The organism is Pseudoclavibacter sp. 8L (assembly GCF_902506465.1).
Classification (GTDB): Bacteria; Actinomycetota; Actinomycetes; order Actinomycetales; family Microbacteriaceae; genus Pseudoclavibacter.
Window position 1 is genome coordinate 1011212 of the sequence record NZ_LR733186.1, and the last position, 25433, is coordinate 1036644.

Here is a 25433-nt window from a genome sequence, read left to right on the forward strand (position 1 = left end):
GGCACCTCCTCGCACTCGACTCGGATCGAGGCATGCCCCGTCCATGCGAAGATTTGGTATGGCTCCCGACGCGGATTTGCAGCACCTTGAAGTGCTGGACAAAGCGAATGCGATCCTGACCGCACTTGAACACGGAGAGCGCTCGGCCAATGAAGTCTCCGAGCAGATCAACGAACCGATCAGCACCACGTACCGCTTGATCCGGACACTGCTCTCCCTGGACTGGATCTCGCACGGGAGTGCGCGAGGACTCTACCGAGTCGGACTGCAGGCCATGGCCGCCGGTTCAGCATTCGTGGACACGCTCGATGTGCGCGAGCTTCTCTCGCCCCTCCTGTTGCACATCCGCGACGAAACCCTCCTGACCTCCTACCTGTGCCTCCCATCCGGGACGCACGGAGTCTGCATCGAGCGCCACGCCGGCCACGGCGTTCGACTGCTCGCACTCACCGTGGGCGGCTCGATGCCCATGTCCAGCGGCAGCGGTCCGGCCGCGATGCTGGCGGCCATGCCGCCGCAGGATGCGGACGAGATCATGGACAAGCTCGGCATCCGCGGAGTCCAGCGCACCGCCCTCAGGCAGCGGCTCGACGGCTATCACGAGCGGGGTTACATCGTCTCGGATGGTGACGCAACCCGCGGTGTCGCCTCGTTTGGGGCCCCGATCTTCGACCATGAGGGGCGTGTCGCCGGATCGGTGAGCGCAGGAGGTCTCCGCGACAGCGTGATCGGCAACGCGAGCCTGGCCGACCTGATCATCGAGACCTCCCGGTACGGGAGCGAACTCCTGGGATGGAAGGGAACAGATGCCCAAGCCCATTAAGCTGCTCGACAACGCGGATCAGATCATCACGCTGCTCAGCGAGATCGGGTCGGCGAGCAGCACGGTCATCGCCTCGGAGATCGGTGTTCCACGCTCCAGCGTCTATCGCCTCCTCGAAGGTCTTGCAGCGGCTGGATTGGTGCGCTTGGCACCGTCGGGTCAGGTCAGATTGTCCGAGAGATGGCTGCACCTCGGACACGTCGCCCAGAAGAGCTTCTCGGAATGGCAAGCACACATCGATCGACTCGATGTGATCACCGCCGACACGGGCTACACCAGCTTCCTGTCGATCCCGACAGCCAGCGATGCTGCGTGCATTGCCTGGTCACCGGCCAGCAACCTGATCGTCCTGTCACTTCGACCAGGCCGTCGACTGCCATTCAATGTCGGAGCTGCCGGGAGACTGCTCTTCGCACTGAGCCCGGAGGACACCCGAGACCAGCACCTTGCGCACTGCTCTTTTCCCGGTCCGACGGAGAAGTCGATCGCGACCCGCGAGGAGTTGATCTCTGACACCTCACTCGTGCGCGAGCGCGGGTGGATCCTCTCGGACGAGGACGTGACGCCCGGCATCTCAGCAGTCGGCATTCCGGTGCACTCGGAGGGCAAGGGACTGCTGGGCTGCATCTCCGTGTCCGGTTTGGCGCAGGATCTCGCGCCTCGCGCCGAGGAGATAGCCACCTACCTCCTGAACGCGTCGAAGCCGCAGTAGCTGGGTGCTCTTGTCGCCTTGGCCGGCGCGGCGAGGTGCACGACGAGCAGCTTCACTCTCGAAGAGACGCACCCCACTCCAGCACGACTTTTCCGCTTCGGGACGAGTCGCCAGCGAGCCGGAAGGCATCACGCGCCTGTATCGCCGGAATGATGTCCGTGACGATCGCTGCGAGGTCCGTTCGCCTCGCAAGCAACTCGAGCGCCTCCGGCATCTCCCCGTCGAAACGTTGCGAGCCGAGGATCGCGATCTCGTTGCTCTGCACCCTCCAGACCTCCGTCGCCACCTCCGTTGCCGGAAGAATCCCCAGCTGGATGATCGCTCCGCCCGGACGGATCGCATCCAGAGCCGCGGTGAATGATGCAGCGACGCCGGAGCATTCCACGACGATGTCGAACACCCCGGAGGGAACTTCGGCGTCCGTGAGCAGCAGCGTCGCGTCCGCACCGATCTTCCGCGCGATGGCCAACGGGAAATCGTGGATATCAGCAGCAGTGACGTGCCCCGCACCCCGCTCCTGCAGCGCAGCCACGACGAGAGCCCCGATGGGCCCAGCCCCAGAGACGAGCACTCGCGCGTCGGTGATGCGATCGCGCGCACGGTCGATGCCGTGGAGGGCGATGGCGAGCGGCTCGGCGAGCACCGCGCGGCGCAGATCGAGTTCCGCTGGGATCGCATGCAGCTGCTCCGGCCTGACGACCATCGCGCCACAGAACCCCCCTTGCGTATGAGGGTTCGTAGCAGCACTGCCGAGATAGGTCAGGCCGGGAGTGAGGTGGAGATCGGCACCCTGCGATGCGCCGGGGACGCGACACGGACTTGCCGGATGGATTGCGACGGGAGTGCCAACGGGAAGCGCGTTCCTGGCACTGTCTCCGACGGCATGCACGTACCCGACGAGTTCATGTCCAAGAACAAGGGGCTCCTGCAGACGGTAATCTCCGTTCGCGCCAGACCGCGCATAGTGGAGATCTGATCCGCAGATCCCTCCGAACGCGATACGCACGACAACCCCCTCCCGGGGCACGCTGGGGGTCGAGCGCTCCTCTATCCGGAGATCTCCGGGACCGTGGGCAACAACTGCAACCGTGTTCATCGAGGACTCCTCCGAGCGGGATGAACTCGCGACACAGCGAAGCGATCCAGGACATCCGCATGCTCTCTTTCTACACAACAAACACAAGTCCCACTAGATGGTAATAATTGCGCACTGCCGTCGACCTGGCGATCGGTGGCCCCGGTACCCTCGCTTCATGCGCCTGTACCTCGCCTCGACGTCGCCCGCCCGCCTCATGCTGCTCCGACAGGCGGGCATCGAGCCCGTCGTCATCCCGTCGAGCGTGGACGAGGACGCCGTGATCGAGGCGCGCCTCGCCGAGGGGCCTCTCGATCCGAGCGACTACGTGCAGCTGCTCGCCCGAGCCAAGGCCCTCGCGGTCGCGGATGCGCCCGACCCGCGGACCGGGGAACCGCTCGACGGCCTCGTCCTCGGGGGCGACTCGATGTTCGAGATCGGCGGCCGGATGCTCGGCAAGCCCCATGAGCCGCAGGTGGCCCGCGAGCGCTGGCTCGCGCAGCGAGGCCAGACGGGCACGCTGTGGTCCGGCCACTGGCTCGTCGACCGCCGTGGTGGCTCGGGCGCTTCCGGGGACGGCGTCGGCAGCACCGCGAGCGCCAGCGTGACCTTCGCCGACGATCTCGTTGACGCCGAGATCGACGCCTACGTCGCCTCGGGTGAGCCCCTGCATGTCGCCGGTGCGTTCACGATCGACTCGCTCGGGGCTCCCTTCATCGACCGCATCGAAGGCGACCCGTCGACGGTCGTGGGACTCTCGCTTCCTGCCCTGCGCCGACTCGTGCGCGGCTTCGGAGTGGGGTGGCCCGAGCTGTGGAACCGCGCCTGATGCGCCCATCGGCGGCCTCAGCACCGGGCCAGGACAGGCGCCCGGCTACGAATTGAACACGGCGCCGGCTCGCATCTGGTGAATGCCGACGGTCGGGCGTAACGTCGCGATCCAGGCGTCAACGAGGACGCCTCGCGAGGGAGGTCCGACCATGCCCGCACATTCGTCAGGAGACTCAGGGCCAGCAGCCCAGATCGTCAGCCAGCTGGGCGGCGCGGGGAACATCGAGAACCTCACGCACTGCGCGACGCGGCTGCGCTTCCAGCTGCACGACGCTTCCGGCATCGACCAGGCGGCCGTCGAGGCCATCCCCGGCGTCATGGGGGTCGTCCCGCAATCGGGCGAGCGGTACCAGGTCGTCATCGGCGGTGGCGTGCAGAACGTCTACAACGACATCCAGGCGCTCCCCTCGATGTCGGGCGGTGGCGCCCCCGCCGATCCGGAAGACGCGGCCTCGATCAAGGCCGCGGCGAGGGCGAAGGGGCCGCGTGGCAAGTTCGCGTGGCTCGACAGCGTCTTCGAGTTCCTCTCCGACTCGTTCCGGCCCATCCTCGGCGCGCTGCTCGGCGCATCCCTGTTCATCACGTTCATGGCGCTCATGAGCACGCTGGGCGTCATCCCCAACTGGGCCGACCCGCGCACCGACCTCCCGCCGTCGTGGCGTTTCCTCAACCTCTGCTGGCAGGCGGTCTTCGTCTTCCTGCCCCTGTACATCGCCTACAACGCGTCGAAGCGCGTGGGGGCCGACCCGTGGATCGGCTTCGCCATCATGGGCGTCGTCATGCTGCCTGGCTTCACGGGGCTCGCCGACGGCATCGACCCCATCGAGGTCTTCGGCTCCGAGGTCTCCGTCGTGCCGATCTTCGGCCTCCCGCTCACGGTCTTCGACTACAGCTCGCAGGTGTTCCCGCCGCTGCTGATGGCCGCACTGCTCGGCCCCCTGTACAAGGGCCTCAAGAAGCTCATCCCGGAAGACCTGCACCTCATCTTCGTGCCCTTCCTGAGCATGCTGATCATGATCCCGCTCACGGCGTTCCTCATCGGCCCCATCGGCGTCTACACGGGCGCCGGCCTCGCCAACCTGCTCCGCGGCATCAACGACTTCTCACCGCTCATCTTCGCCATCGTCATCCCACTCGCCTACCCCTTCATGGTGCCGCTCGGCCTGCACTGGCCGATCAACGCGATCATGCTGCTCAACATCCAGACGCTCGGCTACGACTACATCCAAGGGCCAATGGGTGCGTGGAACTTCGCGTGCTTCGGTGCGACCGCCGGCGTCCTGTACCTCTCCATCCGCGAGAAGGACGCGCAGATGCGGCAGACCTCGACGGGCGCCCTCGCGGCCGGCCTCCTCGGCGGCATCTCCGAGCCGTCGCTGTACGGGATCCACCTGCGCTTCAAGCGCATCTACGGGCGGATGCTCGTGGGCTGTCTCGTCGGCGGGGTCATCATCGGCATCGGCGGCGGCGTGAAGACGAGCGCGTTCGTCTTCACGTCACTGCTCACCATCCCGGCCTTCGACAACATCCCGCTCTATGCCGGCGCGGTCGGTGCCGCATTCCTCGTCTCGATGTTCCTCGTCATCTTCTCCGGCTATCGCAGCCCCGAGCAGCAGGCGGCGTTCGAGGCGGCCCGCGTTCCGGTCGCCGACCTGGAGACGGCGAAGAAGGGGGAGAGCACGGAGGACGTGATCGCCGCCGCCGCCACTCGCGAGGGCGATTCGGCTCCCCGCACCATCGAGGTCCTGTCACCGCTCGAGGGGGAGATCGTGCCGCTGTCAGAGGTCCCCGATGCCGTCTTCAGCCAGGGCATCATGGGCCCCGGCGCCGCTATCAAGCCGAGCGGCACCGTCGTCTACGCTCCGGGAACCGGCACGGTCGCCGTCGCCCAGGCGACCGGGCACGCGTTCGGCCTGCAGCTCGACAACGGGCTCGAGGTGCTCATCCACGTCGGCATCGACACGGTCGAGCTCGACGGCAAGGGCTTCGACGTCAAGGTGAAGGCAGGCGACAAGGTCACGCCAGACACGGTGCTCGTCGAGTTCGACCGCGACATCGTGGAGGCCGCAGGCTTCTCGCTCATCACACCCGTCATCGTGCTGAACGCGGGCTCGTTCGCGTCGGTCGAGGCGGTCGGGCTCGGCAGCGGCAAGGTCGGCACACCGATCCTCGAGGCGGTGACGAAGGCGCCAGCACCCAGCGAGGTGTAGTCACCCTCGGCAGTCCCCCTCGGCGGGGCGACAGGTTCCGCCGTCAGGCGCGCGCGGCCAGCGCTTCCCTCGCCGAGACGAGCAGGGTCATCGCCCGCGCATCGAAGGAGTGGAACTCGGCGACCTTGCGGGAGGTCGCTGCCCGCTCCTCCGGGGTGGGCCATCCGCTCGCGCCCTCGGCGAGGAGCTCGCGAAGCTCATCCACCGACGCGTACGTGCGCACGGAGCCGCCGAACTCGACGGGGAAGCCGCCGGTGATCGCGTCCGAGACGACGAGGGCACCCGCAGCGACGGCGTCGAAGAGCCGGTTCGAGACGAAGCCGTGCTGCGCCATGTCGTCCCAGTGGTCGTTGAGCACGATGCGGGCCCCACGGTAGGCGCCGGGCGCTGCAGCGTTGTCGAGATACTCGGCCTTGATGTGGCGCTCGTCGATGAACTGCTCCCAGAGGTCGCCGTAGACCTCGAGATCCGCACCTGCCGCGATCGAATCGCGCACGATGGGGCGGAAGATGTTGCGGGAGCGGCCGACGAACAGCACGCCGGATTCCAGGTCGCTCGGCTGCACCTCAGGGGTGAACCGCTCGACGTTGGTGGCCTGCAGCAGCGGGCGGATCTCTCGATCCGGGCGCGACATGACCGCGGCCCACGGCACGCTCGCGGCGAGGCGCAGGTCGAAGGGCAGATCGAGCTCCTCCTCGCTCACCCAGTCCGGGTGGCTGATGATCCAGAGGATGTTGACGGCACCGTCAACGAGCTCGGGGCGGTGGAAGCCGCGGAGGTGCACCGCGACGTCGTCCTGGACGCTCGGGTCAGGTCGCGTGCGCGTCTCCCACCGGTCGACGTAGACGGTCTGGCCGAGTCGACGCAGCGCCCTGGCGAGGTCCTCGGCGTAGAACACGTCACCCCAGACGTCGCCCTCCGGGGAGTCGGGGGCCGGTACCTTGATCGCCCAGCTCAAGGGCGCCTCGACTGGCGAACCGCCGAGCGCTCGTTTGGCGCGGGATCGCGCGGCGTTGACGAGGTTCCTGGCGCGAGAGATCACCCGTTCAGCGTAGCCGCCGGCGGCCACGCGTCCCGAGGGTCGCCGGCAGCGTCCCGTCATCGGGTGCGCCAGCGGATGCGTCAGCGGACAGCTTCAGCGGATGCGTCGTGGAGGAGATCGTCGAGCTCGCGAACCTGCACGGTCGGCATGGGCCGCGCCGACTGCGCTCCAGCGAGCCGGATGCGCGCCTCGATGTCGGAGTTCTGGGCGTCCCGGTCGACGGTCGAGACCGCAGCAGAGCTGCCGACCGCGCCGCGGACGAGCACCAGCTGCGCCCCGGCTGGCCAGCGGTCTGCGAGGTCGCCGTCGCCGCGCGTGGCCTGGTCGCGCGTGGCCGCACCCTCGAGCTTGTGGAGGAGGCGGCCCGCGACCTGCTCGGCACTCCCCTCGCCGATCTCGCCCAGCAGCACCCCGAAGTGGGTGACCTCGCCGAGGTTCAGCTCGATGCTCTCGCGCACCTCGGCCAGCGCCTCGGAGGTCGTCGCGGTGAGCTCCACGGGCATGACCGCGTCGGCGTAGTCGTCGACGAGCAGCGCGAAGGGCGCCACGTCGCGGCCCACGATCGCGACCGTGCTGCCGCCGCGGAGCAACGCGTCGGCAAGCTGCCGGTCTGCTCCGTCTTCGCCGCCTGCGATGCACCAGATCTGATCGGTCATGGTCGACTCCGTCCCTGTCGGGGCATCCGCTCTGGTGCCCACCTCGAACTATACTTAGGCATCGCCTCACTATTAGTGAGAGGCTCGGCAATCCCAGGGGGTTCACATGCAGCAGGACGAATCGCGCGAAGCACTCCTCGCCCAGCTGAACGACGTCAGGAACGAGCTCACGAGGGGCCTTGCCGCGAGGCACATGGCGCCGTTCCTCGAGCTCGACATCACCGCCCAGCAGCTGAAGACCGTCTTCCTCGTGACCACCGGCACGGTCACGACCGTCTCGCAGGCCGCAGAGCACCTCGGCGTCGCCGTGCCGACCGCCTCCGCGAGCATCGACAAGCTCGTCGAGCACGGGCTCGTGACCCGCACGGAGGGCAAGCCCGACCGGCGCATCCGTCACCTCACGGCCACCCGCAAGGCCATCCGGCTCCACGAGCGCTTCCTCGGACTCCGCACCGATACCGATGAGTTCGCGGCCCACCTGAGCGACGAGGAGCTGCAGGGGCTCGTCATCGGATTCCAGGGCATCCGCCGAGTGCTCCGCCAGTTCACCGACGGCAGCTGACCCCGCTCAGGAAGCGAACGACCTCCAGAACAGCTCGAGAGCGCGCCGCACGACGGCCTCGCGCTCGCCGAGCGGCGTCCGCGGCAGAACGCCAGCGAGCATCGAGAGCAGCAGGAGCAGGTCGTCCGCGCTGATCTCACGGTCGACCCGACCACCCGCCCATTCGCGCTCGAGAACGACACCGAGGACCGCGAGCATCCGGCCTCGAACACTCGCCCCCTGCGCGTCGGCGGTGTCGGTCAGGGTGAGCTGGATGAGTCCGACCGACACGAGCATCTGCCGGGCGATGAGCTCGAGCAGTCCTGCCAGATCGGCCTCGGGCGAGGCAGCGAGGTCCTCGAGCTCGACGATGGCGTCACCGAACACCGCGAGCGCAAGCGACGCCCGATCCGGGAAATGTCGGTACAGACTGCCCTGGCCGACGCCAGCGCGCTTGGCGACAGCGCTGAGCGGAGCATCCACTCCCCCCTCGCCGAAGATCTCCCGCGCGGCCGCGATGAGGGCACGGCGGTTCTCGGGGCCAGCACTTGGTCCTCGATTGGCTTTCGCTGGAGTCGACACCGGGATAGCATAATCCGGACAGTGTTGTCCGGTTCGTTCGATCCGACGCTGTCGCTACCTTGACCCACGCTCGCCACGAGCGCGGGCTGGGCGGACCGAGCAGAAAGCTGGCACCACGATGACCTCGAGCGCACACCCCCTCACCGGAGACACCACGATCGGCGAATGGCTCACCGATCCAACGGGAGGCGTCGTCATCCGCGAGATCCTCGCCCAGGGCGGCCAGGACGCTTCCTCCCTCACTCCCGTCTCGGGCCTCCCCCTCTCGCAGCTCGTCGAGCTGAGCCAGGGCAAGTTCCCCCAGGAGATGGTGGATGCGATGATCGCGCGCGCGAACAGCGGCCAGGTCACCCCAGCACAGCCCGGCGACTTCGGCCCCGTCGTCGACCACGACGCCCCTGGCGCACCGCGGGCGGCGGCCTGGGTCGAAGCCACGACGGGCGGCCGCTTCGACGGCAAGACCGTCATCGTCACGGGGGCCGGCTCCGGCATCGGCAAGGCGACCGCGTCTCGCATTGCCCGCGAGGGCGGGCGCGTCATCGCCGTCGACGTCTCAGCTGAGCGCCTCGCCGCGCTCGTCACCGAGCACGACGGCGCCGACATCGTCACCCTCACCGCCGACATCACCGACGACGCTGGCGTCGCGCGGATCCTCGAGGCGGCAGGCCCACGCGTCGACGGCCTCGCGAACATCGCCGGCATCATGGACAACATGACGCCGGTCGGCGAGGTCAGCGATGAGGTCTGGAACCGTGTCTTCGCCGTCAACGTGACCGGCACGATGAAGCTCATGCGCGCCGTCGTCCCCGCGATGCTCGCGGTCGGCAAGGGCGCGATCGTCAACGTCGCCTCCGAGGCCGCACTCCGCGGGTCGGCCGCAGGCGCCGCCTACACCGCGTCGAAGCACGCCGTCGCCGGCCTCACCAAGTCGAGCGCGTTCATGTACGGCCCGAGCGGACTCCGAATCAACGCCGTCGCCCCGGGCCCCGTCGCCACCAACATCGAGGCCCGCTTCGACTCCGAGCTCGGCGGGCAGCGGGTCCGTCAGGCGATGGCGCTGCTGCCGACGCCGACCACGGGAACGGCGCTCGCCGCTTCCATCACCTTCCTGCTCAGCGACGACGGCGTCAACATCAATGGCGTCATCCTCCCCTCCGACGGGGGCTGGTCCGCCGCGTAGGCCCGAGGCGGCGGTGGAGCGCTCGCCGCACTGCGGACGCTCCACCCGTAGGCTTCCCCCATGAGCAAACCCGTCACGCGCACTCGCAAGTTCTTCTGGATCGGCCTCGTCGTGATCGCATTGATCTTCATCGGCTCCGGCGTCTACGAGATGCTGGCGTAGCCGCACTGGCACTGACCGCCCTCGCTGGCGCCGCCACCCTGTCGGCAGCTCCGTAGTCTCCGGATGGCTTTCTCGCTTCGGGATGGGAAGGAACCCATCCGGAAGCCGGAAGACCATCTCGAGACCGCGCGCAGCCGGCGCGCGATTCCTCGGGGAAAGACGGGAATGGCCGGGTGCCTCCGCAAAGCAGCGGATGCACCCGGCCAAGCCGGATCACGAGATGAGCCCCGCCAGGGGCCCGGACCTAGGACGTGAGCTGGCTCTGCTCGGCATCCAGGTCGCTGACGGCCTGCTCGAACTGGGAGTTGTAGAGCCTCGCGTACGCGCCGCCCTGCTTCACGAGCTCATCGTGCGTGCCCTGCTCGACGATGGAGCCGTGCTCCATGACGAGGATCAGGTCGGCGTCGCGGATCGTCGAGAGACGGTGCGCGATGACGAAGCTCGTGCGGCCCTGGCGAAGCGCGGCCATCGCCTGCTGCAGGAGCAGCTCCGTGCGCGTGTCGACCGAGCTCGTCGCCTCATCCAGGATGAGCACCTGGGGGTCGGAGACGAAGGCGCGCGCGATGGTGATGAGCTGACGCTCGCCGGCGGAGACGTTCGACGCGTCCTCGTCGAGCACCGTGTCGTATCCCTCTGGGAGCGAGTGCACGAAGCGGTCGACGTAGCAGGCGGTCGCAGCGGCGAGCACCTCCTCGTCGGTTGCGTCCTGACGTCCGTAGCGGATGTTCTCGCGGATGGACCCCGCGAAGAGCCACGGGTCCTGCAGCACCATGCCGGTTCGACTGCGGACATCCTCGCGCCTGAGCTCGGCGATGTCCTGCCCGTCGAGCAGGATGCGCCCGCCGTCGAGCTCGTAGAACCGCATGATGAGGTTCACGAGGGTCGACTTGCCTGCGCCGGTCGGCCCGACGATCGCGACCGTCTGGCCAGGCTCGACCGAGAAGTTGAGGTTCTCGATGAGCTTCTGCTCCGGCGTGTACGAGAAGGTGACGTCGTCGAAGACGATCTCGCCCGCACCGTTCGCCGGCTTGGGCGCGTCGCTCGCATCGGGCTCCTGCTCGTCCTCGTCGAGCAGCTCGAACACCCGCTCGGCCGAAGCCGTGCCCGACTGCAGCACGGCAGCCATCCCGCCGAGCTCGGCGAGCGGCTGCGTGAACTGCTGCGAGTACTGGATGAACGCCTGCACGTCGCCGAGGCGGAGGTTGCCGCCCGCGACCATGAGGCCACCGAGCACCGCGATGCCCACGTAGGACAGGTTTCCGATGAACATCATCGCCGGCATCATGACGCCCGCCCAGAACTGGGCCTTGAAGGCCGCCTGGAAGAGCTGCTCGTTGTCGACCTGGAACTGCTCGCGTGCATCCTTCTCGCGGCCGAAGACGCGAACGAGGGCGTGACCGGAGAACGACTCCTCGACGCGCGCGTTGAGGCGCCCCGTCTTCTTCCACTGCTCGGCGAAGTTCCGCTGCGACTTCGGTCCGATGACGCCGAAGATGACACCCATGAGCGGCAGGGTGACAAGCGCGACGAGCGCGAGCTGCCAGGAGATGGAGAACATCATGACGAGCACGCCGACGACGGTCAGCACGCTCGTGACGACCTGCGACAGCGACTGCTGCATCGTCTGCGTGATGTTGTCGATGTCGTTCGTGACGCGGCTCAGCAGCTCACCGCGCTGCACGCGGTCGAAGTAGCTCAGCGGCAGTGCGTTGATCTTGCGCTCGACGTCCTCGCGCAGCTTGTACATCGCCTTCATCATGATGATGTTGATGACGTACCCCTGCAGCCACATGAGCAACGCCGAGAACACGTAGAGCGCGAGCACCGACAGGAGCACCATGCCGAGGCGCTCGAAGTCGACCCCCTCGCCCGGCGTGATGTCCATGGCGGCGACCATGTCCGCGAACTGCGTCTGGCCGGAGTCGCGGAGGCCCGCGACGACCTGGTCCTTGGAGGCCCCCGCCGGCAGCTGGCTGGAGACGACGCCCTCGAAGATGAGGTTGGTCGCCTGGCCGAGCACTCGTGGCGCGATGACGGACAGCACGACGCCGACGGCGCCGAGGAACGACACGATGATGAGCGCGGCCCGGTAGGGCCGGAGCCTGCCGAGCAGCCTGCCGAAGCTCTGCCCGAAGTTCTTCGCCTTGCCCGGAGCGACGCTGTCCCAGTCGCCGGACGACTGCCTCGCCTGCTCGGCGAGCTCCAGTTCGAGCTGCTCCTCCTCGGTCAGGACCTTCTCGACGACCTCCTTCGGCCTGCGCTTGCCCCGACGTGGGCCCTTGGCGTCCTGGTTCTGGTTGTCTGCGTCACGGCTCATGACTGCGCCTCCACTGCAAGCTGGGAATCCACGATCTCCTTGTACGTCGTGCAGCTCTCGAGCAACTCGTCGTGCGTTCCGAGACCGACCATGCGTCCGTCGTCGAGGACGACGATGCGGTCGGCGTCGACGATCGTCGAGATGCGCTGCGCGACCACGATCTTGGTCACGCCTGGCAGCTGCTCCCACAGCGCCCGCCGCAGCCTGGCGTCGGTCGTGAGGTCGAGCGCGGAGAAGGAGTCGTCGAAGACGAACACCTGCGGTTCGTGCACGATCGCGCGCGCGATCGCGAGCCGCTGACGCTGCCCGCCCGAGACGTTCGTGCCGCCCTGCGCGATGCGCGCTTCGAGCTGCTTGTCCTTCTCCTGCACGAAGGCCGTGGCCTGCGCGATCTCGAGCGCCTTCCATAGGTCGTCGTCGGTCGCGGCCTCACGGCCGTAGCGCAGGTTCGAGGCGATCGTGCCCGTGAAGAGGAACGGACGCTGCGGGACCAGGCCGATGCCGTCCCACAGCAGCTCGGCGTCCGCCTCGCGGACGTCGACGCCGTTGACGCGCACGGATCCGCCTGTCGCGTCGAAGAGGCGAGGGATGAGCGAGACGAGCGTCGTCTTGCCTGCCCCCGTGGAGCCCACGACGGCGACCGTCTCGCCTGGGGCGGCGCGGAAGGAGATGCCCGTGAGCACCGGCTCCTCCGCCCCCGGATACGTGAACTCGACGTCGTCGAACTCGATGACGCCCGGCTCCGGGAAGTCGGAGACGGGGTTGGCCGGCATGATGAGCGTCGACTCGGTGTCGAGCACCTCGGAGATGCGGTCGGCGCTGACGGCCGCGCGCGGGATCATGATCGTCATGAAGCTCGCCATGAGCACACCCATCAGGATCTGCATGACGTAGGCCATGAACGCGAAGAGCGTCCCGATCTCGACCGTGCCCTGGTCGACCTGGATTCCGCCGAACCAGATGACGCCGACGACGGTGATGTTCAGCACGAGCATCGCGAGCGGGAAGAGCGTGACGAAGAGGTCGCCGACTCGCTTGCCGAGGAGGAAGAGGTCGTTGTTCGCGACCTCGAACCGCTGCTCCTCGATCGGCTCGCGCACGAACGCGCGCACGACGCGCACACCGGTGAGCTGCTCGCGCAGGATCCGGTTGATGTTGTCGAGCTTCACCTGGAACTGACGGAACAGCGGCACCATCCGACTGATGATGATGCCGACCAGGAGGAGCAGCACGGGAGCTGCGACACCGATGATCCAGGAGAGGCCCACATCCTGCTGCAGGGCCATGATGATGCCGCCGATCGCGAGCATGGGAGCCGAGACGAGCATGGTGGAGCCCATCATGGCGAGCATCTGCACCTGCTGCACGTCGTTCGTGTTGCGCGTGATGAGCGAGCCCGCGCCGAAGCGCGAGACCTCGCGCTCGGAGAAGCCGCTCACTCGCGCGAACACATCGGCGCGAATGTCACGGCCGAGCGCCATGGCGGCGCGCGCGGCGAAGACGGTCGCGATGATCGAGCACGTGATCTGCCCGAGCGAGATCGCGAGCATGACGGCGCCCGTCGACCAGATGTAGTCGGTGTCGGCGTTGGCGACGCCCTTGTCGATGATGTCGGCGTTGAGTCGCGGCAGGTACAGCGACGCGAGAGCTTGAAGGAATTGGAAGACCAGCACGCCCGCGAGGAGCGGCCAGTACTTCCTGAGATAACGGGCGAGGAGCTTACCGAGCATCGATTCTCCGGAACGACGAGGCGTCTGGCACGGCGCATCCGCTAGCGTGGTGGATGCGCGTCGCTGGGGACGCGGAGTGGACGGCAATGAGGCGGGCCCTGACCGGACCCGGCACGCCGGACCATTTCTGGTCGTGCAGTCATTGCTGACCGACTGGCATGACGAGCTGAGCTAACGCGCAGCCCTGTAGCTAAACACGACGTAATACATGGCGCAACACCCTTCCCACTGCGTGGGAATGTGTCACGCGGCCAATGTCGCCCAACTGCCACCCGCTCGGCGTGGTGAGAACCTCCAACCGAGCGCATCTGACAACCTTCTCCCGATAAGTTTGTCGAATCGAGCCAAATCCGGCCGCACCGACCTCAATAGGCTTAGGAACCATGTCGCGAATCTCGAAGCTCCTCATCGCCAACCGTGGCGAAATCGCCGTACGCATCGCACGAGCGGCTCGAGACGCGGGTATCACCTCCGTCGCCGTGTACGCAGACCAGGACCGTGACGCACCCCACGTCCGCCTCGCCGATGAGGCGTACGCGCTGCGAGGCGCCACGAGCGCCGAGACGTACCTCGTGATCGACAAGCTGCTCTCCATCGCCCGCCGCTCCGGCGCTGACGCCGTGCACCCGGGATACGGCTTCCTCGCCGAGAACGCCGAGTTCGCGCGCGCCGTCATCCGCCAGGGCCTCACCTGGATCGGCCCATCCCCCGAGGCCATCGAGGCGCTCGGCGACAAGGTCACGGCGCGCCACGTCGCCGAGAAGGTCGGCGCGCCGCTGGCCCCCGGCACGCTCAACCCCGTCGAGGGCCCGAGCGAGGTCCTCGACTTCATCGACATTCACGGACTGCCGGTCGCCATCAAGGCCGCGTTCGGCGGCGGCGGGCGCGGCCTCAAGGTCGCACGCGAGCGCGAAGAGGTCGCTGAGCTCTTCGAGTCCGCGACCCGCGAGGCCATCACCGCGTTCGGACGCGGCGAGTGCTTCGTCGAGAAGTACCTCGACAAGCCCCGCCACGTCGAGACGCAGTGCCTCGCCGACTCCCACGGCAACGTCGTCGTCATCTCCACGCGCGACTGCTCGCTGCAGCGACGCCACCAGAAGCTCGTCGAAGAGGCACCGGCGCCCTTCATCACCGCCGAGCAGGAAGCCGAGATGCGTCGCGCATCCAAGGCGATCCTCAAGGAGGTCGGCTACGTCGGCGCAGGAACCTGCGAGTTCCTGCTCGCCGCCGACGGCACCGTCGCGTTCCTCGAGGTCAACACGCGCCTCCAGGTGGAGCACCCGGTCTCCGAGGAGGTCACCGGCATCGACCTCGTCCGCGAGCAGTTCCGCATCGCCCAGGGCGAAGCGCTCGGCTACGACGACCCGACGGTCACCGGCCACTCGTTCGAGTTCCGCATCAACGGCGAGGACCCGGGCCGCGGATTCTTCCCAGCCCCTGGCACCATCACGACCTTCCGGGTTCCCGGAGGCCCCGGCGTGCGCGTCGACTCCGGTGTCCGCGAGGGCGACATCGTCTCCGGTGCCTTCGACTCCCTCCTCGCGAAGCTCATCGTCACGGGCGCCACGCGCGAGGAGGCGCTCGAGCGCTCCCGCCGCGCGCTCGAGGACTTCGAGCTGAACGGCATGCCGACCGTCCTGCCCTTCCATCGCTCCGTCGTCCGCGACCCCGCCTTCACCGCCGAGAACGGCGAGTTCGGGGTCTACACGAGCTGGATCGAGACCGAGTACAGCAACACGATCGAGCCGTGGGGCGGCGAGGCCGGCGATGTCAACGAGCCGATCGCGCGCCGCAACGTGGTCGTCGAGGTCAACGACAAGCGCCTCGAGGTGTCGCTCCCCGAGCGTCTGCTCGCCGCCACCGGTGTCGGCCATGGCGGTGCGGGACGGACCATGGCGGGACACGCCCCGAAGCGTCGCTCGCACACCAACGTCGAGACCCACTCGAGCGGTGACGTCGTCGCCCCCATGCAGGCGACGATCGTGAAGTTCGCCGTCGAGGAGGGGCAGAAGGTCGTCAAGGGCGATCTCCTCGTCGTCCTCGAGGCCATGAAGATGGAGCAGCCCATCCAGGCTCCCCGCGACGGCATCGTCGCATCCATCACCGGCGCCGCCGGCGAGACCGTCTCGAGCGGCACGAAGCTGCTCGAGCTCGCCGACGCCGAGTAGCCTCGGTAAGTGATCGACGCCTCCCTCCTGACCTCCACGCTGCTCTCGTCGCCCCTCGACGCCGCGATCCCGACGAACGACGCGAGCTGGCTCGAGTCGTTCACGGGGCTCGAGGGATTCAACGGCTGGCTGCTCGCGCTCGTCATCGTGGGCGGCTTCGCGGCCGGCTGGGTAGACGCGGTCGTCGGCGGCGGCGGACTCATCCAGCTCACGATGCTCCTCACCCTGCCCGGCGTCACCCCCGTGCAAGCACTCGCGACCAACAAGTTCGGCAGCATCGCCGGCACCGCGACCAGCTCCATCACCTACTTCCGACGCGTCAAACCCGACCTGCGCACCGCGCTGCCCATGGCCGCCATCGCGCTCTTCGGCGCCTACGGCGGCGCGATCCTCGCCTCCAGCATCCCCGCCGCAGCCTTCAAGCCCATCATCGCCATCGCGATCCTCGGCATCGGCATCTTCACCGCCTTCAAACCGAGCGTCGGGCAACTCGACAAACTCAAATACGAAGGACGCAAGCACCACGTCATCGCGGGCCTCATCGGCTTCGCGATCGGCGTCTACGACGGCCTCCTCGGGCCAGGAACCGGGTCGTTCCTCGTCATCGCCCTCGTATCCGTGCTCGGCTACTCCTTCCTGCAGGCCAGCGCGAAAGCCAAGATCGTGAACCTCGGCACCAACCTCGGCGCGCTCCTCTTCTTCGCCCCACAGGGCTACGTGCTCTGGGGGCTCGGTGCCGTACTCGCCGTCTCCAACGTCGCCGGCGGCTACCTCGGCGCCCGCACCGCCATCCGCGGCGGGAGCAAGCTCATCCGCTGGGTCTTCCTCATCGTCGTCAGCGTGCTCTTCATCAAGCTCGCCATCGACATCTGGAACGAGTACGTCGCGACCTGATCGCCCTCACGGGACGGGGATCGCTCCCAGGCGCCGTTTCCAGCGCAGCGAAGGCGGGCTAGGCCTTCGTCTGCTCCTCGTACGGCATGTGCATGGCACGTGCGGCATCCGAGATGCTGCTCGCGAGCGACGGGTAGACCGCCCAGGCACGCGCGACCTGGTCGACCGTGAGGCGCTGCTCGATGGCGATCGAGAGCGGCAGCACGAGCTCCGAGGCGCGAGGCGCGACGATCACGCCGCCGATGACGGTGCCCAGGTCATTGCCGGCGATGAGCTTGACGAAGCCGTCGCGCACCCCCTGCATCTTCGCGCGTGGATTCTCGCCGAGCGGCAGCTTGTAGACGCGACCCTCGCGGGTGCCGTCCTCGATGGAACGCTGCTGCCAGCCGACCGTCGCGATCTCCGGGTACGTGAAGATGTTCGAGGCGACATTGCGCAGGTTGATGGGCCGAACCTCGTCGCCGAGCGCGTGGAACACCGCCGTGCGCCCCTGCGTGGAGGCGACGGATGCGAGCGGGAAGAACTCCGTGCAGTCGCCGGCCGCGTAGATGTTCGGCACCGAGGTGCGCGCGACGCGGTTGACGCGGATGTGCCCAGACGGCGAGACCTCGACACCGGCCTCCTCGAGCCCGATGCCGGACGTGTTCGGGATCGAGCCGACCGCGATGAGGCAGTGCGAGCCACGCACCTCGCGCCCGTCGTCGAGCGTCGCCACGACCTCGTTGCCGTCGCGGACCACGGTCGCCGCCCGGGACTTCGACAGCACGGTCATGCCGCCGCGCTTGAACACATCCTCGATGACATCCGCCGCGTCAGCATCCTCGTTCGGGAGCACGCGGTCGCGGCTCGAGACGAGCGTGACCTTCGAGCCGAGCGCCGAGTAGGCCGACGCGAACTCGGCCCCGGTCACACCCGAGCCGACGACGATGAGATGGCTCGGCATCTCCTTGAGGTTGTAGAGCTGGGTCCAGGTGAGGATGCGCTCCCCGTCGGGCTTGCAGGAGTCGAGCGTGCGAGGACGAGCACCGACAGAGATCACGGCCGAATCGAACTCGATCCGGTCGAAGTCTTGCCCACCCGAGCCGGTGCCGACCGTGACGGCCGAGTTGCCGTCGAGCTTGCCCTCGCCCTGGATGACGTTGACACCGGCAGCCTCGAGCGTGCGCTGCATGTCGTCCGACTGGTTCTGCGCGAGGCGCAGCAGCCGCTTGTTCAGCTTCGAGAGGTTCACCGCGACCTCGGGCTTCAGCGGCTTCCCCGTGTCGCCCTTCGCGAAGAACTGCACGCCGAGCTCGCCGGACTCGCGGATCGCCGTCGCGGCCTCCGCACTGGCGATGAGGGTCTTGGAGGGAACCACGTCGGTGAGCACGGCGGAGCCGCCGACGCCGACGCGTTCGATGAGGGTGACGTCTGCGCCGAGGCGGGCTGCCGAGAGTGCGGCTTCGTACCCGCCTGGCCCCCCGCCGACGACGACGATGCGGTGCTTGCGATCAAAGGGCGTGGCCATACCCGCCATTGTCCTCCTCCCGCATGAACCCGCCAAACCGGAGAGGTTTCCGCGCCGTTCCGAGACGGGGCTGGACATCATCCGCTTGTGCTCCACGCTCGTCGCGTCCCGGTCGCTACGCTGGGGGCATGTCAACGCACGAGTCAGAGTCGATCGACGATCCAGCCACCTCACCCTTCGAGTTCGCGCAGGCAGCTGCCGCGGTCATCGCCGAGAAGACGGGTGTCGAGCGCCATGACATCGCGCTCACGCTCGGCAGCGGATGGGGGCAGACGGCCGAGCTGCTCGGCGAGACGATCGCGACCATCCCAGCCGACGAGGTGCCCGGATTCGCGAAGTCCGACATCCCCGGCCACTCCGGGACGCTGCGCTCGATTCGCCTCGCGAACGGCAAGCACGCGCTGGTCATCGCAGCACGCACCCACTACTACGAGGGCAAGGGCGTGCGCCGGGTCGTGCACTCCGTGCGCACCGCCGCAGCGGCCGGCGCCTCGGTCATGATCCTCACCAACGGCGCTGGCGGCGTGCGCCCCGAGTGGGGCCCTGGCACGCCCGTGCTGATCTCGGACCACATCAACCTCACGGCCGACTCGCCCCTCGAGGGTGCGACGTTCATCGACCTCACCGACCTGTACTCGGCACGCCTGCGCGAGCTGGCGCTCACGGTGCGCGACCTCGACGAAGGCGTGTACGTGCAGTTCCGCGGCCCGCACTACGAGACCCCCGCCGAGGTCAGGATGGCGCGCACGATCGGCGGCGACATCGTCGGCATGTCGACGGCGCTCGAAGCCATCGCGGCTCGCGAGGCCGGCATGGAGGTGCTCGGCATGTCCCTCATCACGAACCCCGCGGCAGGCGTCTCGCCCAACCCCCTGAGCCACACCGAGGTCCTCGAGGCAGGCAAAGCGGCGGAAGCCGACCTCGCCGAGTTGCTCTCCCAGATCGTGGTCAAGCTCTGATGAGCGGCATCGCACGGTCGCTGCAGGTCGCGCTCCGGCACAACGCGGTGTCGTGGCTCGAGCAGGACCCCGACGAGGTGACGCGCGCCGAGCTGCAGGAACTGCTCGAAACCGCTGGTGACGTGTCGCCGGAACTCGCCATCATCGAAGACGCAGACACCAGCGAGCGCGCCGTGGCCTGGCGCGAGCTGCAGGACCGCTTCTGCGCTCGCCTCGCATTCGGAACGGCCGGCCTCCGCGGCCGGCTCGGCGCGGGTCCGAACCGCATGAATCGGGTCCTCGTCGCCCAGGCTGCTCGCGGCTTCGCCGACTTCCTGCTCGCGCGGGAGGAATCGCCGTCGATCGTCATCGGCTACGACGCCCGCAACAACTCGCAGCGCTTCGCGCAGGACACTGCGGAGATCATGCAGGCCGCGGGCGTCGCCGCCACGATCCTGCCGAGGCAGCTCCCGACGCCCGTGCTCGCCTTCGCCGTCCGCCGGCTCGGCGCATCCGCTGGCGTCATGGTCACCGCCTCGCACAACCCGAAGTGGGACAACGGCTACAAGGTGTACCTCGGCGGGGCCGACGACGGCTCGCAGATCGTGGCACCCGTCGATGCCGAGATCGCCGAGGCGATCGGCAAGGTCGCGGCCGGCCGGAAGGTGCCGGAGCTCCCGCGATCCGCCGAGTACGCGACGGCCGACGAGTCCATCGTCAGCGACTACGTGTCCGCGACCGCGGCTCTCCTGCGCGGAACGCCGAGCGACGTGCGCTTCGTCTACACACCCCTGCACGGTGTCGGCTGGGAGACGTTCCGCGCTGTCGTCGCCGAGCTCGGCATCACCGAGCCGGTCGTCGTCGCACAGCAGGTCGAGCCAGACGGCGCGTTCCCGACGCTCGATTTCCCGAACCCCGAGGAGCCGGGCGCACTCGACCTCGCCTACGAGACCGCGGATGCTGCGGGCATCGACCTCGTCATCGCGCACGATCCGGACGCCGACCGACTCGCTGTCGCCGTCAAGGGCGCGTCAGGCTGGCGGCGCTTCGGCGGCAACGACATCGGGAAGATCCTCGGCTGGCGCGCCGCAGAGCAGGCGAAGGCCGACGGCGTGCACGGCACGCTCGCAACCTCCGTCGTCTCCGCCCCAGCCCTCGGGCGCATCGCTCACGAGTATGGGCTCGACTACGCCGAAACGCCCACGGGGTTCAAGTGGATCTCCCGCGCCCCGAACATCCTCTACGGCTACGAAGAGGCTCTCGGATACCTCGTCAACCCGGAGACAGTGCACGATAAGGACGGCATCTCCGCGTCGGTCGCGATCCTCGAGCTCATCATGGGACTCCAGGCTGAGGGGCGCACGCTCATCGACCACGACGACGCCTTCGCCGAGCGCTTCGGCACGTTCGTGTCGACGCAGGTCTCGGTGCGCTTCGACGACATCGCCCAGATCCCCCGCGTGATGGCGGTCCTGCGCGGCCACACGCCCACCGAGGTCGGCGGCGTCGCGGTGCTCGAGACCGGCGACCTGTCCGGCGACGAGGTGCCCATCGACCTGCTGCGCTATCAGCTCGCCGACGGCACGCGCGTCATGGTCCGCCCCTCGGGCACGGAGCCGAAGATCAAGGTGTACGTCGACGCATCCAGCGAGGACGGCGCACCGGCCGAGCGCGCGGCCGACGCCGAGGCGAAGGCGGCCAACGCCGGCGAGGCCCTGCGGGTCACCCTCACCACCGCGTAGTCACGAACACGGCAACACGGGAGGGCCTCTCGGCTGGAGAACTTCCATCCGAGAGACCCTCCCGTGTTGTTGCACGGACTCGCGGCTCGAGCCGAAAGGCTCCTCCTTCTCCCCAGCTCCGGCCCGCGACTCCTCCCCAGCTCAGACCCCAGACTCCTCCCCAGCTCCGACCCAGAACCTCGGGATGGCAAGTTCCCTCTTCTGCGGGACGATTCCCCCAACGAAGTGATGTTTCCACCCCGAGAACCCGGCCAGCGGACGGGCGCGGCGTCAGCCGGCGTGGGCGAGCTCGCGCTGCAGGAGGGAGCGCTTGACGTCGACGCCCCACGCGAATCCGCCGAGCGTGCCGTCCGAGCGCAGCACCCGGTGGCACGGCACGAAGAGCGCAGGCGCGTTGCTGGCGCAGATGCTGGCGGCCGCACGCACGGCCGTCGGCCGGCCGAGAGCCGTCGCGAACTCCGTGTAGGTGAGCGGATGCCCGGCCTCGATGGCCCGCAGACCGAGCCATCCCTGCATCCGGAACGTCGCGCCGAACTGGGCGACCAGCACGTCGTCGATGACGCGGAGATCACCGTCGTAGTACGCACGCACGGCATCGGATGCGCCAGCAGCGCGACCCCGCGCGATGGCGGTCGGCCTGGCCTGCGCCGTGATGCGTTCCAGGACACGCTGCTCGTCGTCGCTCCATCCGGAGGAGAGCACCGCACCGTCACTGTCGCGGGCGATGATCGTGAACGGCCCGTCCGGGGTGTCGAGCGTCTCGATGACGGCCCGAGCTTCACTGCTGGTCTGCGCGCTCATGCTGGTGTCTCCGTGGTGGTGGTGGGCGGTGTCTGCTGGGTGGCGTTGGTCTTGATGCCGGGTCGTGACCTGGGCGGGGCAGCTCCCCAGAGATGGAGGGACAGGTAGCTTCGCCAGGGTCTGAACTGCTCCGCGACGGCCGTGAGGGGTCTCGGCTCTGGCGGGAGCCCGAGCGCTCGCGCTCCGCTTCGCAGGGCGACGTCTCCCGTGAGCAGCACGTCCGGGTTGCCCAGCACCCGCATGCTCACGTAGCCGGCCGTCCAGTCGCCGATGCCCTTGAACGATGTCAGCGCTTCGTGCTGCTCGGCGATGTCGTCGCCCGGTGAGAGCCTCAGCTGACCGTCCGCGATCGCCTCGGCGACGCGTGTGATGGTCGCCGATCGCGCCCTGGGGCCGGCGAAGGACTCCTCGCCGAGCTCCGCGATGGCCGCTGCGCTCGGGAAGAGGCGGTTCACACCGAGCTCGACCGCGGGTTCCTCGTTGTCGCCGTTCTGCTCGAGCGGGGCGCCCGCCCGCGAAGCGAGGCGACCGAGGGCCGTCCGCGCCGCGGAGACGGTGATCTGCTGACCGATGATGGCGCGAAACAGCATCTCGTCGGGGTCCACGGCCCCGGGCAGGCGGCGGCCCGGACGCAGGCGCACGCGCTCCGCGATCGACGGATGCACGGAGAGCGCTCCGTCGACGGCCGCCGGGTCCGCATCCAGGTCGAAGAGCCGGCGCACACGCGTGACGAGGGCCTGCAGGTCGCTGAGGTCTGTGAGGCGCGCGCGGAGTCGCAGCGACGCGGGCTGCGGGCCGCCCGCGTCCACGCCGAACCATGCGGGGCCTCCCGGGAGGAGGAGGCTGCGCTCGTACCTGTCCTCGGTCGCGACCTCGACCCCGTCGATGGCGCGCTCCCGGAGCCAGGTGAAGACGCCCGCGGCGTCGTACGGCTCCCGATACGCAAGCGACAGCGTCAGTGGGGCGGCTCCGGTGCTGAGCGCCAAGCCAGTGCCGAAGCTCCCGAGGCCGCCGTCCATGGCTCGCGACCCGGCCGCGGCGGCTCGTCCGCGCGATCGTTCTCGGACGAGGGTCGGCGTCAGCTGGAAGACCTCCTGCACGGTCTCGTTGAACGCTCTGACGCTCGCGAAGCCCGCCGCGAAGGCCACTTGGGCGAAGGGCAGGTCTGTCGCGCCGAGGAGCGTCGCGGCCGTCCGTGCTCGCTGTGCGCGCGCAAGCGCAAGCGGACCGGCGCCGAGCTCAGCGGTGAGCACCCTCGCGAGGTGCCTGGACGAGTAGCCGAGTCGGGCGGCGAGCCCCGGGACCCCCTCACGTTCCACGACCCCATCGCTGATGAGCCGCATGGCCCTGCCGGCGACGTCGCTGCGGAGGTTCCAGGCTGGGTCACCGGGTGCCGCATCCGGCACGCAGCGCTTGCAGGCCCGGTATCCGGCCTCGTGGGCCGCGGCGCTTGTCGGATAGAACGTGACGTTCTCTCGCTTGGGTGTCCGGGCGGGGCAGCTCGGCCTGCAGTAGATGCCGGTCGACCCGACCGCGGTGATGAACTGCCCGTCGAAGCGTCGATCCTTGGCGAGGATCGCGCGGTAGCGCTCGTCGCCGGTGAGGGTGATGCTTGCCATGCGACGAGTCTGGCAGGTTCACCCCGCCACAGCTCGCGGAAATCGGACACGACGGTTGCGTGATTCCAGCCCCGCGGCTCCTACTGGGCGTCGAACGGCAGCGAGCTCCTGCGCTCTGTCACGCCGCCGAGACCCGAAGCCGGGTCAGGCGATGAGCAGCCCAGCTGCGACGAGCCTCGGCTTGAGGAGCTCGACGAACTTCTCCGGCGTGGCTGCGGCGACGAGCTCGCCGAGCACCGCGTCGTTGTCGAACGTCTTCGCCAACGCAGCGATGAGCTTGAGGTGCTCCGACGCGCTTGTCGCCGTCATGCCGACGACGATGCGTACGGGATCGTAGCGAGCATGGCCGAAGCCGACGCCTTCCGGGTAGGTGATGACGGCGAGACCGTTCTCGATCGTCTCCTCACCGGGACGCGCATGCACGAGAGCGACGCCCGGGCCGACGACGACATACGGCCCGAAGCGTTCGATGACGCGAACCATGTTGCTGGTGTAGCCGCGCTTCGCGAAGCCGCGCTCGGCGAGCAGCTCGCCCATCTGGCCGACCGCCTGCCGCCAGTCGAGCGCCTGCTCGGCGAGGCGCACGCTGCTTGCATCGAACTGAAGCTCAGGTGTGGCCTGCGCGTTCATGCTCCTGCCTCGTCGAACCCTTCGCTCACGATCTCAGCCAGCTCTTCCCGGTCTTCGATCGGCAGGAACGCACCCTCGGCGGCGTTCAGCTGGAACGTCTCCAGGTCGGCGAGGTCGTAGTCGAAGGCGTCAGCGAGCAGCGTCAGCTCTCGGGAGATGCTCGTCGCGCTCATGAGGCGGTTGTCGGTGTTGACGGTGACGGTGAAGCCGAGCTGGTAGAGCAGGTCGAAGGGGTGGTCTTCGATGGCGTCTCCCCAGGCGGCGATGGCACCGGTCTGCAGGTTCGAGGATGGGCTGAGCTCGAGCGGGATGCGGCGGTCGCGCACCCACTGCGCGAGTCGGCCGAGCGACACGTAGGTGCCGTCGTCGTCTTCGCCCTCGAGGTCGATGTCTTCTGCGATGCGCACGCCGTGGCCGAGGCGCAGCGCGTGGGCGTCGAAGAGGGCGCTCTCGATGGAGTCGAGGCCTGCAGCTTCTCCGGCGTGGACCGTGGCGGGGAACCGTTCCGACATGAGGTAGTCGAAGGCTTCCTGGAGGTTCGTGGGCGGGAACCCGTCCTCCGGGCCGGCGATGTCGAAGCCGACGACGCCTGCCTCGCGGTGGCGGACTGCGAGCTTCGCGATCTCGAGTCCGTTGCCAGCGTGGCGCATGGCGCTCACGAGCTGGCCGACGCGGATGCGCTTGCCGTGGGATCGGACGTCGTCGATGCCTTCGTCGATGCCGGCCTGGACCGCGTTCACGGCGTCGTCGAGGCTCAGGCCACGCTTGAGGTGCTGCTCCGGCGCCCAGCGGACTTCGCCGTAGACGACCCCGTCGGCGCCGAGGTCGTTGACGAAGTCGCGGGCAACACGCCGCAGACCGTGTGTGGTCTGCATGACGGCCGTGGTGACGTCGAAGGTCTTGAGGTACTCGACGAGCGAGCCGGAGTCGGACTGGTCGGAGAACCAGTTCGACAGTTCGGGCGCGCTCGTCGCGGGGAGTTCCAGACCGATCTCGTCGGCGAGCTCGATGATGGTCTGCGCTCGCAGTCCACCGTCGAGGTGGTCATGCAGCGAGACCTTCGGCAGCGCTCGGATGCTGGTGCCGTCTCGTAGCGTGAAATCGCCCTCGTCGTATGGCGCGGAGCTCTGCACAGACACGGTGTTCCCCTTCGAATGTGGCCGCGAACCAACAAGTGCGGCCGTCCAGAGCCCTGATTCTATCTGGCGGAGACAACCGACGCGCGAGGCGGCGCGGCGGTGTGGAGAAGGTTTCCCTTCTCGACACCGCCCGC

Annotated in this window: 21 protein-coding genes; 10 read left to right on the forward strand and 11 right to left on the reverse strand. The window is 68.4% G+C overall.

Going from position 1 to position 25433, the window contains the following annotated elements:
- Positions 1–58 precede the first annotated feature (58 nt).
- Positions 59–823, forward strand: a complete 765-nt coding sequence (locus GV007_RS11475; protein ID WP_160072689.1) for an IclR family transcriptional regulator — start codon at positions 59–61, stop codon at positions 821–823.
- Positions 807–1535: an IclR family transcriptional regulator gene (locus GV007_RS11480; protein WP_160072691.1), complete on the forward strand. Its 729-nt coding sequence runs from the start codon at positions 807–809 to the stop codon at positions 1533–1535. The genes GV007_RS11475 and GV007_RS11480 overlap by 17 nt, the downstream gene beginning before the upstream one ends.
- Positions 1536–1587: 52 nt before the next feature.
- Here GV007_RS11480 and GV007_RS19350 read toward each other — a convergent pair whose 3' ends face one another.
- Entirely contained in the window at positions 1588–2631 is a 1044-nt protein-coding gene (locus GV007_RS19350) for a zinc-binding dehydrogenase (RefSeq protein WP_160072693.1), read from the reverse strand.
- 157 nt (positions 2632–2788) lie between these two features.
- On the opposite strand from GV007_RS19350, the gene GV007_RS11490 reads away from it, so the two are divergent.
- A complete protein-coding gene (locus tag GV007_RS11490; RefSeq protein WP_104330533.1) occupies positions 2789–3439 on the forward strand; it encodes a Maf family protein in 651 nt (216 codons plus the stop codon).
- Between the two features lie 151 nt (positions 3440–3590).
- Positions 3591–5651: a glucose PTS transporter subunit IIA gene (locus tag GV007_RS11495; RefSeq protein WP_160072695.1), complete on the forward strand. Its 2061-nt coding sequence runs from the start codon at positions 3591–3593 to the stop codon at positions 5649–5651.
- A 43-nt stretch (positions 5652–5694) separates the two neighbouring features.
- Here GV007_RS11495 and GV007_RS11500 read toward each other — a convergent pair whose 3' ends face one another.
- Together GV007_RS11500 and GV007_RS11505 are read right to left on the reverse strand one after the other, a co-directional pair.
- Positions 5695–6693: a glycosyltransferase family protein gene (locus GV007_RS11500; RefSeq protein WP_160072697.1), complete on the reverse strand. Its 999-nt coding sequence runs from the start codon at positions 6691–6693 to the stop codon at positions 5695–5697.
- 80 nt (positions 6694–6773) lie between these two features.
- Positions 6774–7349, reverse strand: a complete 576-nt coding sequence (locus GV007_RS11505; RefSeq protein WP_160072699.1) for a hypothetical protein — start codon at positions 7347–7349, stop codon at positions 6774–6776.
- Between the two features lie 106 nt (positions 7350–7455).
- On the opposite strand from GV007_RS11505, the gene GV007_RS11510 reads away from it, so the two are divergent.
- The gene (locus GV007_RS11510) at positions 7456–7911 is read left to right on the forward strand and encodes a MarR family transcriptional regulator (protein ID WP_160072701.1); all 456 of its coding nucleotides are present in this window, start codon (positions 7456–7458) and stop codon (positions 7909–7911) included.
- A gap of 6 nt (positions 7912–7917) precedes the next feature.
- Here GV007_RS11510 and GV007_RS11515 read toward each other — a convergent pair whose 3' ends face one another.
- A complete protein-coding gene (locus GV007_RS11515; protein ID WP_160072702.1) occupies positions 7918–8472 on the reverse strand; it encodes a TetR/AcrR family transcriptional regulator in 555 nt (184 codons plus the stop codon).
- A 118-nt stretch (positions 8473–8590) separates the two neighbouring features.
- Between GV007_RS11515 and GV007_RS11520 the strand changes: the two genes are divergently transcribed.
- Positions 8591–9652, forward strand: a complete 1062-nt coding sequence (locus tag GV007_RS11520) for an SDR family NAD(P)-dependent oxidoreductase (RefSeq protein WP_160072703.1) — start codon at positions 8591–8593, stop codon at positions 9650–9652.
- A gap of 406 nt (positions 9653–10058) precedes the next feature.
- Here GV007_RS11520 and GV007_RS11525 read toward each other — a convergent pair whose 3' ends face one another.
- Both GV007_RS11525 and GV007_RS11530 read right to left on the reverse strand, forming a co-directional pair.
- On the reverse strand, positions 10059–12131 hold the full coding sequence (locus GV007_RS11525) for an ABC transporter ATP-binding protein (protein ID WP_160072705.1): 2073 nt from the start codon (positions 12129–12131) through the stop codon (positions 10059–10061).
- Complete coding sequence (locus GV007_RS11530; RefSeq protein ID WP_160072707.1) at positions 12128–13861, reverse strand: ABC transporter ATP-binding protein; 1734 nt, start codon at positions 13859–13861, stop codon at positions 12128–12130. Before GV007_RS11530 ends, GV007_RS11525 begins: the two co-directional genes overlap by 4 nt.
- A 383-nt stretch (positions 13862–14244) precedes the next feature.
- Here GV007_RS11530 and GV007_RS11535 point away from each other — a divergent pair, with 383 nt between their 5' ends.
- Together GV007_RS11535 and GV007_RS11540 are read left to right on the forward strand one after the other, a co-directional pair.
- Positions 14245–16029: an ATP-binding protein gene (locus GV007_RS11535; protein ID WP_160072709.1), complete on the forward strand. Its 1785-nt coding sequence runs from the start codon at positions 14245–14247 to the stop codon at positions 16027–16029.
- Positions 16030–16158: 129 nt separating this feature from the next.
- A complete protein-coding gene (locus GV007_RS11540; RefSeq protein ID WP_160074244.1) occupies positions 16159–16923 on the forward strand; it encodes a sulfite exporter TauE/SafE family protein in 765 nt (254 codons plus the stop codon).
- A gap of 58 nt (positions 16924–16981) precedes the next feature.
- Here GV007_RS11540 and GV007_RS11545 read toward each other — a convergent pair whose 3' ends face one another.
- Entirely contained in the window at positions 16982–18430 is a 1449-nt protein-coding gene (locus GV007_RS11545; RefSeq protein WP_160072711.1) for an NAD(P)H-quinone dehydrogenase, read from the reverse strand.
- 128 nt (positions 18431–18558) lie between these two features.
- Between GV007_RS11545 and GV007_RS11550 the strand changes: the two genes are divergently transcribed.
- Complete coding sequence (locus tag GV007_RS11550; protein WP_160072713.1) at positions 18559–19389, forward strand: purine-nucleoside phosphorylase; 831 nt, start codon at positions 18559–18561, stop codon at positions 19387–19389.
- On the forward strand, positions 19389–21110 hold the full coding sequence (locus tag GV007_RS11555) for a phospho-sugar mutase (protein WP_160072715.1): 1722 nt from the start codon (positions 19389–19391) through the stop codon (positions 21108–21110). Before GV007_RS11550 ends, GV007_RS11555 begins: the two co-directional genes overlap by 1 nt.
- A gap of 270 nt (positions 21111–21380) precedes the next feature.
- Here GV007_RS11555 and GV007_RS11560 read toward each other — a convergent pair whose 3' ends face one another.
- From GV007_RS11560 to GV007_RS11575, 4 genes are all read right to left on the reverse strand, one after another.
- Positions 21381–21911 (reverse strand): methylated-DNA--[protein]-cysteine S-methyltransferase, encoded by a 531-nt coding sequence (locus GV007_RS11560; RefSeq protein ID WP_160072717.1) that lies wholly within the window; start codon positions 21909–21911, stop codon positions 21381–21383.
- Entirely contained in the window at positions 21908–23530 is a 1623-nt protein-coding gene (locus GV007_RS11565; protein ID WP_160072719.1) for a DNA-3-methyladenine glycosylase 2 family protein, read from the reverse strand. Before GV007_RS11565 ends, GV007_RS11560 begins: the two co-directional genes overlap by 4 nt.
- Before the next feature lie 144 nt (positions 23531–23674).
- A complete protein-coding gene (locus GV007_RS11570) occupies positions 23675–24160 on the reverse strand; it encodes a PTS sugar transporter subunit IIA (protein WP_160072721.1) in 486 nt (161 codons plus the stop codon).
- Complete coding sequence (locus GV007_RS11575; RefSeq protein ID WP_236558479.1) at positions 24157–25299, reverse strand: adenosine deaminase; 1143 nt, start codon at positions 25297–25299, stop codon at positions 24157–24159. Before GV007_RS11575 ends, GV007_RS11570 begins: the two co-directional genes overlap by 4 nt.
- Between the last annotated feature and the right edge of the window lie 134 nt (positions 25300–25433).